This is a genomic window from Streptococcus sp. DD04, assembly GCF_001578725.1.
Classification (GTDB): domain Bacteria; phylum Bacillota; class Bacilli; order Lactobacillales; family Streptococcaceae; genus Streptococcus; species Streptococcus sinensis.
Map to the genome: position 1 here is coordinate 241,561 of NZ_KQ968977.1, position 7,926 is coordinate 249,486.

At 41.3% G+C, this 7,926-nt stretch carries 7 protein-coding genes and 1 pseudogene; 3 read left to right on the plus strand and 5 right to left on the minus strand.

The window, feature by feature from the left end:
• Window positions 1-154 (plus strand): annotated as a pseudogene (locus tag STRDD04_RS11410) (IS30 family transposase); the annotation flags it as partial.
• A 45-nt stretch (window positions 155-199) separates the two neighbouring features.
• Here STRDD04_RS11410 and STRDD04_RS03905 read toward each other — a convergent pair.
• Genes STRDD04_RS03905 through STRDD04_RS03915 form a run of 3 tightly spaced genes read right to left on the minus strand, consistent with a single transcriptional unit; the run spans window position 200 to window position 3,292 of the window.
• Entirely contained in the window at window positions 200-1,456 is a 1,257-nt protein-coding gene (locus STRDD04_RS03905; protein WP_062199520.1) for an ABC transporter permease, read from the minus strand.
• Entirely contained in the window at window positions 1,456-2,154 is a 699-nt protein-coding gene (locus tag STRDD04_RS03910; RefSeq protein ID WP_062199522.1) for an ABC transporter ATP-binding protein, read from the minus strand. Before STRDD04_RS03910 ends, STRDD04_RS03905 begins: the two co-directional genes overlap by 1 nt.
• Window positions 2,138-3,292, minus strand: a complete 1,155-nt coding sequence (locus STRDD04_RS03915; RefSeq protein ID WP_062199524.1) for an efflux RND transporter periplasmic adaptor subunit — start codon at window positions 3,290-3,292, stop codon at window positions 2,138-2,140. The genes STRDD04_RS03910 and STRDD04_RS03915 overlap by 17 nt, the downstream gene beginning before the upstream one ends.
• Before the next feature lie 211 nt (window positions 3,293-3,503).
• On the opposite strand from STRDD04_RS03915, the gene gorA reads away from it, so the two are divergent.
• Window positions 3,504-4,853, plus strand: coding sequence for a glutathione-disulfide reductase (gene gorA, locus STRDD04_RS03920; protein WP_062199526.1), 1,350 nt, complete (start codon window positions 3,504-3,506; stop codon window positions 4,851-4,853).
• A 520-nt stretch (window positions 4,854-5,373) separates the two neighbouring features.
• Here gorA and STRDD04_RS03925 read toward each other — a convergent pair.
• Window positions 5,374-6,516 carry a 5-methyltetrahydropteroyltriglutamate--homocysteine S-methyltransferase gene (locus STRDD04_RS03925; RefSeq protein WP_062199528.1) on the minus strand — a complete coding sequence of 381 codons (1,143 nt, stop codon included), beginning with the start codon at window positions 6,514-6,516 and terminating at the stop codon, window positions 5,374-5,376.
• Between the two features lie 442 nt (window positions 6,517-6,958).
• On the opposite strand from STRDD04_RS03925, the gene STRDD04_RS03930 reads away from it, so the two are divergent.
• The gene (locus tag STRDD04_RS03930; protein WP_062199530.1) at window positions 6,959-7,504 is read left to right on the plus strand and encodes a biotin transporter BioY; all 546 of its coding nucleotides are present in this window, start codon (window positions 6,959-6,961) and stop codon (window positions 7,502-7,504) included.
• A 9-nt stretch (window positions 7,505-7,513) separates the two neighbouring features.
• Here the strand turns inward: STRDD04_RS03930 and STRDD04_RS03935 are convergent, their stop codons facing one another.
• Window positions 7,514-7,729, minus strand: a complete 216-nt coding sequence (locus tag STRDD04_RS03935) for a YdbC family protein (RefSeq protein ID WP_005590703.1) — start codon at window positions 7,727-7,729, stop codon at window positions 7,514-7,516.
• Window positions 7,730-7,926 lie beyond the last annotated feature (197 nt).

The following is a 7,926-nucleotide window of genomic DNA, read 5'->3' on the forward strand; positions in this document are numbered from 1 at the left end:
ACGAGAATATTTTCCCAAAGGGAGTGATTTGACATTTATTGATGAGCACACCATTCAGCTGTGGGAGGATAAACTAAATAATAGACCACGAAAGTGTCTCAACTGGAAAACTCCTTATGAAGTATTTTATGGCAAAATTGTGCACTTAATTTGACAATTCAAGTCACAAAAAGTCTGGGGAACCAGACTTTTGATTACATTATTCATATCTCAGCGCTTCAATCGGATCTAATTTAGATGCTTTATTGGCTGGCAGGATACCAAAGATAATCCCAACCATAGCTGAAAAAATCAAACTTCCAACAGCGGCAGTAGCAGAGACAACTGGTGGCCCTCCGAATACATCTTCTGGGACGACTGCAGCCAGCAAGGCATTAATCCCATAGGCAAGGCCAAGGCCAAGTAGACCACCGATAAGGGTCAATACCATGGATTCAATCAAGAACTGTGTTAAGATATTTCCACGTGTTGCTCCAAGAGCCTTACGTAGACCAATCTCACGAGTTCGCTCTGTAACCGATACCAGCATGATATTCATCACACCGATACCACCAACAAAGAGGGAAATCCCAGCGATGGCTCCGATCACACCGGTCATGGTTCCAGTAATTTGCTTGTATTGTTCCAGCATACTGTCCATATTTAGGATTTGATATTCTCCTTGACGAGCTCCTGAAAGATTAGTCAGTTCTTTTGCAGCTTCTACGCCAACTTCGTTGATCCGGTTAACTTCTGGAACATAGACATAGACAGTTGAGATTTCATCTGTCTGGAATTCAGACGCTACCTGTGTATTGGCCATCAGAGCGCTCCCTGAGCTCATACTCATACTTTGACCAGCATTGGGATCTTTATAAACACCGACAACTCGATAGTTGCTTTCCCCAACTGAAACCACCTTGTTTAATGCTTCGCTACTACTTCCAAAAAGAGTGCTTGCAATCGTTTCATCAATCATCATCACATTAGAAAAACTTTGGTAATCACTAGGCAAAAGAGTACGCCCTGCTAGAATCTCATATTTTCTAATTTTAAAGAAAGTCGCATTGACTCCTGTAATATTGACCTTCTCAGACTTCTTGTTGTGATAAGAAAAATCGGCTGACGATCCATTTGTTACATAATAGCCCTTGACTCCGTCAACTTTTAGTAATTCTTTGACCCAAGCTTCCTGGATAACAGGTGGTTCTTCTAGTATTTCACTATCTGCCTCTGCTTCACCATTAAACTCCATCAAATTGACACCCGTCGTATAATTACTTTTGGTATGAGAATATAACAAGGTAACATACTGCTGGTCTTTCGTAATGCTTTTGGTGACTCCTTGTTGCATTCCGTTTCCCAAAGCCATAATGACCACCACCGAAGCAACTCCAATAATAATCCCAATCATTGTCAGAAAAGCTCGCATTTTATGCCCAAGAATGGAGCTAATGGCAAATTTAAAATTTTGCATTAATCCAATTCCTCCTTCTTAGCACTATCTGAAGAAATCGCCCCATCCCGAATGACAATCTGCCGCTTGGCATAGGCTGCAATTTCAGGCTCATGGGTAACCATGATAATGGTCTTACCTTCCTCGTTTAACTCTGTCAAAAATTCCATAATCTGCTCACCAGTCTTGGTATCCAAAGCCCCTGTCGGTTCATCTGCAAGAATGATGGAAGGATTGTTGACCAGAGCACGCGCAATAGCCACCCGCTGCTTTTGTCCTCCGGAAAGTTCTGATGGAAGATGGAGCATCCGCGACTCCAATTCAACCTTTTTGAGAAATTGTTCTGCCAAGGCCTTCCGTTTAGACTGAGAAACACCCGCATAGATCAGCGGCAGCTCAACATTCTGCAGAGCATTCAGTTTAGATAAGAGAAAGAACTGCTGGAAAACAAAACCGATTTTATTATTGCGGACCTTGGCTAGCTTTTTATCTCCAAGTTTCGCTACCTCTTTGTTTCCCAAATAATATTCACCACTTGTCGGACGATCCAGCATACCAATGATATTCATCAGAGTCGATTTCCCAGAGCCAGAAGGTCCCATGATGGCAACGAATTCTCCTTCTTCCACTTCCAAATTGATGTCTTTCAAAACCCGAAGTTCTTGATCACCATTTCGATAGCTTTTATTTATATTCTTTAAATCAATTAGCTTCTTCATAAGATTTCACCTCTTGACCATCTTTTAAGCTATCTGTTGGATTGGTGATAACTTTACTGTCTTTTGTCAAACCAGATGAGATTTCTTGATTTTCAGCATCAGCATTTCCGAGAGTTACTTCTGCCTTCTTGGCAACTCCTTTTTCCAGTGTCCAAACATAGTTTTTGTCTCCATCTGGTACTACACTGCTGACTGGCACAAGAATGCCTCGAGTATTGTTTTTAACTTCAATATTGACAGAGAAACCTTGTTTGAGCTCTCCGATTTCACTAGTAATATCTATCGTAAATGGGTATTTTGCACCAGATGCTGGCGCTGCCCCACCTGCTCCAGATGCTGCTTGTTGACCATCTTTTGGATAATTGGAGATAAAGCTGATTTTACCTGTCCATTTTTTGTCAGGGTAAACTTTTGATGTAATGGTTACTTCCTGACCAACAGACAAATTAGCAAGATTGTATTCAGAAAGCTCTCCTTTAATTTGCAGATTTTCATTGCTGACAATATGAACAAGTGTTTGATTGCTGCCAGTTGTAGATTTGGAAACATCTCTATTTACTTCAACAACGGTACCTTCTGCTGTACTTGTTACGGTAGTTGCTTCAAGTAGGGCATAAGCTTTATTCATACTGTCAACCGCATCAGCCCGCGCATCCCGCAGATCAGCAAGCTGTGAGTCGACTGAGCGTTGAGCAGAAGCTGCTGATTTATCATCTGCTTCTTCGTCTCCCGTTGATGATACAGAGACCCCATTTGTCTGTAGGTCATAAATCTGACGATCAACTTTATTGACAGCACGAACTGCTGTATCATAGGCAACCTGAGCTTCTGTACTCTTGTACTGAACCAAAGCCTGACCAACTGACACTTGATCCCCCACATTTACTAAGACACTCTCTAAATCTCCCTTGGTCCCATCATAGTAAACATACTGTTCTCCATTGGCAGTCACATTTCCTGTCAATAAAACAGATGAAGCAACAGAACCTTCTTTGACTTTTTGGACGATTGGAGTTGATTCTACTTCTGGTGTCGAAGCATTGTTTCCACTAAACCACATAAAGAAAATGGCCACTAAAACAATTGTAACGGCAGTTCCAATAATGCTAAATATCTGCCATTTTTTTAACTTTTTCATCTTTTTTCTTCCTCCTGATGAAAACGATTTTTTCTTTTTTTATATTATATCATAACTATATTTTATTTTTTTCACAAAAAACTTTGAAAATCTCAAAGGTGTTTTAATTTCTTCTCTGTAATGCTCTTCACCTCTCGTAGCAGATTTTTGCATTCACTTTCTAAAAAAGGTACAATTACCTCATATTGATTAAAGGAGCTTATATCTAACTATGAAAGAATTCGATATTATTGCTATTGGCGGCGGCAGCGGCGGAATTGCTACTATGAATCGTGCTGGCGAGCATGGCGCCAAAGCTGCTGTCATTGAAGAAAAGAAATTAGGGGGAACCTGTGTCAATCTTGGCTGCGTTCCTAAAAAAATCATGTGGTACGGAGCTCAGATTGCCGAGGCCATCCAGCACTATGGACCAGACTATGGCTTTACTTCAGAAAATCAGCACTTTGACTTTGCCACCTTACGAAAAAACCGGGAAGCATACATTGACCGCGCTCGCTCATCCTACGATGGAAGCTTCAAACGCAACGGCGTTGAACTGATTGAAGGTCGCGCTCATTTCGTTGACAAGCACACAGTGGAAGTCAATGGGGAGCTGATTCGCGCCAAACATATCGTTATCGCAACAGGCGCTCATGCAGCCATTCCACAGATTCCTGGTGCAGAATACGGCGAGACTTCCGACGATGTTTTTGCTTGGGAAGAGCTTCCCAAGTCTGTTGCCGTTGTCGGAGCAGGCTATATCGCAGTGGAGCTTGCTGGTGTCCTCCATACTCTAGGTGTCAAGACGGATCTCTTTGTCCGTCGCGACCGTCCCCTCCGTAATTTCGATAGCTATCTGATTGACGGATTGGTGGCAGAGATGGAAAAATCTGGTCCAAGTCTTCATGCTCACAAGATACCCGAACGAGTGGAAAAACTGGCTGATGGCCAACTGAAAATCCACTTCCAAGACGGGAGCAACCACACAGCAGAGCATATCATCTGGGCTATTGGGCGTAAGCCAAATGTCCAAGGCCTCAATCTTGATGTTGCAGGGGTTACCCTAAATGACCGAGGCTTCATCGCTGTGGATGAATACCAAAATACTGTCGTACCTGGCATCTATGCCTTGGGCGATGTGACTGGCGAAAAAGAGCTGACACCGGTAGCAATCAAGGCTGGCCGCACCCTATCTGAGCGCCTCTTTAACGGCAAGACAGATGCCAAGATGGACTATACTACTATTCCAACTGTGGTCTTCTCCCATCCCGCTATTGGGACAGTTGGTCTAACAGAAGAAGAAGCAATTCAGAACTACGGCGCTGAAAATATCCACCTCTACACCTCTAGCTTTACCTCCATGTACTCAGCCGTTACTCGCCACCGCCAACAGGCTCGCTTTAAGCTCATCACCGCTGGTGACAATAAGAAAGTCATTGGCCTACACGGTATCGGATATGGCGTAGATGAAATGATTCAGGGCTTCGCCGTAGCTATCAAGATGGGAGCCACCAAGGCTGACTTTGACGCCACCGTTGCCATCCATCCGACCGGATCCGAAGAATTTGTCACCATGAGATAATACTGATGAGAACCGGAAACAAGATCAGCTTGGTTAAACATTTATATTATGCCAAACTGATGACGCAGTAGCTGACTGGCTCTTTCATTCGCCTTTCAAGATTCGAGGAAATCTTAATCAGGCTTGGAGGTAGAATAATGAACTGATTTTATAAAAATTTAGTTCTGTCCCACTCCCTTTTCTCCTTTCTAAGGCTCATTATTATCATAAAATAAACAAGAGAATGTAACCATAACTTATTCTTTCATTTTTAATTTTTATCTTACATTTTTGTAAGAAAGAGCTCATTATAAAATCTGAATAAGGTTAAAGAGAGAAAGCTAGGTTTGTTCTTTGATTTCTTTGTCTATGCTAAACGAAAAATTTCAATTATTATTCAAAAGATTTTCAATTACTTCTAAAATAATTTACAGTCAAGCTTATTGGGATCCAAAATTATCGTCGTATATCTGCCCATTTTAAGAAAAAGAGCGGGAAAACCTTCAAACAGGTCTTTCCCGCTTTCTCATATTCAGCCAGTTTACTCGCCCCAGACTTCTTTGACGATGTCAGAAATCAGCGCAATCTTTTCCCATTGATTTTCTTCAGTCAGGATATTGCCTTCCTCAGTAGAAGCAAATCCACACTGAGTAGACAAATACAAGTTTTCCAGTGGGACATACTGACTAGCTTCCTTGATTCGGGCAATGACAGCCTCTTTGTCTTCCAGCTGACCACTCTTAGAAGTCAAGAGCCCTAGAACCACCTTCTTGCCTGGTGTTACCTTAGCCAGAGGCTCGAAGCCGCCAGCCCGCTCTGTATCAAATTCTAAGAAATAAGCATTAACCGCTTCTTTTTCAAAGAGTTCCTCAGCAATTGGAGCATAGCCGCCTGAAGAGGCCCAAGTTGAATGGTAATTTCCTCGGCAGACATGAGTGTTGACTGTCAGATTAGTCGGTACATTTTCATAGACATCGTTATTAAGAGTTAAGAAGAGATTGGCCAATTCTTCGCGGACTTGGTCTTTCGTCTTACCCTGAGCTGCTCCCCAAGCGGATAGGAAATTGTCATCTACCAAGACACCCCAAGTACAATCATCCACTTGCAGAGTTTTGAGTCCAGCATCCACCAAGTCTTGAATAACCTGCAGATAGGCCGTCTTAATATCCTCACGCAGCTGGTCAAAATCAGGGTAAATCTCATTCAGTTTTTCTACATGCTCAGCATCGCGAATCAGTTCAAAATAAAACTGAGCTGGCGCTGGAATGGTATATTTAGCTTCTACTTGGTCATTATCCGCTACCAAATCCCGCAAAAACTGGTAATGTTGAACAAAAGGATGTTTTTCCCCAGAAATCTTGCCAGCAATCAGAGCCGAATCGGCTTTAGTTGTTTCCCCGTGGAAATGATAGCCTTCTGCAGCTTGGACATGGTCAATCCCCTGGAAACCCCAGAAAAAGTCCAAATGCCAATAGGCCCGACGGAATTCCCCATCTGTTACGCTTTTTAGCCCCGCCTTTACTTCCTTCGCGACCAAATCACGGATAGCCTGATCCTCAACTGCTGTCAGCTCTTCTTGACTAATCTTGCCTTCTGCGAAAGCCTCACGTGCCTTCACCAATTCTTGAGGACGAAGAAAGGAACCAACATGATCTACTCTGAAAGGTGCGTGTGTATGTGTCATAAAAATTACCTCTGCTTTACTAATTTAATCCTTGTTATAACTTTTAGATTCGTTATTGGATAAGAATTATTATATCAGTCAAGTGCCTAGTATTCAACATTTTATGGCGCTTTTAAATAATCTCATTTCATTGATCTATCTATAGTTTAAAACTATACCAATCTTCTTTCCTTTCTGCTATTCAAGAAGAAGTATTTTTGATATGATAGTAAGAAGTAATAAAAGAAGGGGGATTGGAAATGAGCAAAACGAAAAAATTATTAGCAGCTCTAGGGATTATTTTCTTTAATATTTTTGGCCTAATTGCCTTTATCTTTCTCCTCATTCGGAGTCGTAAAAAGCGTAAATAGCCTCTCAATTGTCTAGTCTGATTTAAAAAGACTTGACTTTTTTTATTTTGTTTTAAAATAGTTACCATATTTCAAAAAAGAGGTTTACTATTATGAACAAATCCTTTTCTTTCATTCTCCCTGCTATCGGTGCTGCCTTATTGGCTGTGCTGTCTCAGCTTAGTTTCTCCATTGGACCGATTCCCATTACTCTACAGACCTTTGCTGTCGGCCTGATTGCAACCATCTTTGAGCGCCGCGAAGCTCTCTTAGCTGTTTTCTTATATTTGCTTCTCGGAGCTATTGGATTGCCGGTTTTTGCTGGTGGAAGCGGAGGCTTTCAAGCACTTCTTGGGCCAAGTGCAGGTTATCTTTGGGCTTATTTGCTCTTTGCACTGGTCACTTCCAGTCTAACGGGCAAAGATAGTAAATTTTACACGGTCTTTTTAGCTAATCTACTCGGAGATACTCTGGTCTTTGTTGGTGGAGTTATCGGACTTCATTTTCTAGCTCAGATGAATTTCGCTCAAGCGATTTCCGTTGGTGTGACACCTTTCATTCTTCCTGATCTTTTAAAAATTCTAGCAATTACCCTAATTAGCATTCCTATTTTTAAAAGTCTGGCCTTTCATCCCTATTTTTCAAATAAAAACAGATAGACTCAAAGTCTATCCGTTTTTAAATGCATCCAGAAGAACTTGAAATTCCTCGTTAGAAAGGGTGATTCCCTTGCCCATCTTGCTATGATCAGGACTCCAAGTACGGATATCATACTTGGCAGGCGCACCGTTAAAACTTACGCGGTTGAGCTCCTTGGTCCAACCTTTTTCATTTTCTGATAAAACGAGCAATTTTTCCTCGATTTCAAATTTAAAATCTGCCATACTGTACCTCTTTTCTACTTTCTATCTCATTATTCGTAAAAGATTTTACTTTTTGAATTATTTTATTATAATATATTGTAACAAGTTATGGAGATTTTAGCTATGAAAAAATATCTCGAAATGATTTTGCAAAAAACCAATGAGTTTATCAACTATAAAAAAACGGATAAAGAAGAGGAAGACAACAGTCATATTCT